2 protein-coding genes are annotated in these 1,237 nt (G+C 76.2%); both read left to right on the top strand.

Features of this window, described 5'->3' with window-relative positions; translation table 11 throughout:
• Positions 1-221, top strand: a 221-nt coding sequence (locus tag HMPREF3099_RS13105) for a hypothetical protein (protein ID WP_237769831.1), incomplete at its 5' end; no start/stop codon positions are given.
• Positions 218-1,237: UDP-N-acetylglucosamine--LPS N-acetylglucosamine transferase (locus tag HMPREF3099_RS10065; protein WP_070705841.1), on the top strand; the 1,020-nt coding region annotated here is incomplete at its 3' end. The genes HMPREF3099_RS13105 and HMPREF3099_RS10065, both read left to right, overlap by 4 nt.

Raw genomic sequence — 1,237 nt, 5'->3', positions numbered from 1 at the left:
TCGAGGCCGCCCAGCGCGTGCCCGGCACCCGCGCCGTGGTGCTCCTGCGCGACGGCGAGGTGGCCGCCCTGGTGCCCCGCGGCACCACCACCGAGGTGGACGGCCGCACCGTGGCCCTGCAGCTGCCCACCGGGCCGCTCGCCTCGGGCCTGGTCTGGCGCGCCCTGGCCCCCTCGCCCCAGCGCGTCTCCGTGCTGGCCCCGCCCCAGGAGGCCGCGTGAGCCCCGCCAGCCTGCCCGCCGACCGCCCGCGCGTGCTCATGATGAGCAGCAACGGCGCCGGCATGGGCCACCTCACCCGCCTGCTGGCCTACGCCCGGCACCTGCCGGCGGCCCTGCCCGGCGTGGAGATCTCGTTCCTCTCGTTGTCCACCGCGGCCCCGATGGTGCGCACGCTCGGCTACGACACCGAGTACCTGCCCAGCACCGGCGCCACGGGCATGCGCTCGGTGGAGTGGCGCCGCTTCTTCGCCCAGCGCCTGCACGACGTGCTGGAACGCGTCCGCCCGGACGTCGTCGTCTTCGACGGCACCCACCCCTACCGCGGCATCGACGCCGCCGTGGAGGCCTTCGGCGACACCCGGTGGATCTGGTCGCGCCGCGGCATGTGGAAGCCGGGCCGCAACACCGACCAGCTGGAGAAGACCGACTGGTTCGCGCGCGTCATCGAGCCCGGTGACCTCTCCGCCGCCGCCGATGCGGGCGCCACCGCCGGCGTGCAGGACCCCCGCGTGCACCGCGTGGGCCCGGTGACCCTGGTGGACCGCGACGACCTGCTCGACCCCGCCGAGGCCCGCCGCCACCTGGGCCTGCCCGTGCAGGGCCGCCTGGCGCTGGTGTCCCTGGGCGCCGGCAACATCAACGACACCTCCGACGCGGTGGGCGCGGTCTCGGCGGCGCTGCGGGAGCGCGGCATCGGCGTGTGCGTCACGCAGCCGGCCATCGCCGAGCGCGCCGTGGACGCCACGGACGTGCACGTGGTGCGCGACTTCCCCATCTCCCGCTGCTTCGGCGCCTTCGACCTGGCCTTCGTGGCCGGCGGGTACAACAGCTTCCACGAGTCGCTGCGCCTGGGCCTGCCGAGCGCCTTCGTGCCCAACACCGACACCAACCTCGACGACCAGGCCGCCCGCACCGGGCACGCCGGCGCGTCCGGTTGGGCGGTGGACCTGCCGGAGGTGACGCCGGCCGCAGCGGCCGTCGCCGTGGACCGCCTGCTCGCCGAGGGCCCCGCGATG

The organism is Kytococcus sp. HMSC28H12 (assembly GCF_001816045.1).
Lineage (GTDB): Bacteria > Actinomycetota > Actinomycetes > Actinomycetales > Dermatophilaceae > Kytococcus > Kytococcus schroeteri.
This window is presented reverse-complemented; position numbering and strand designations above follow the sequence as displayed.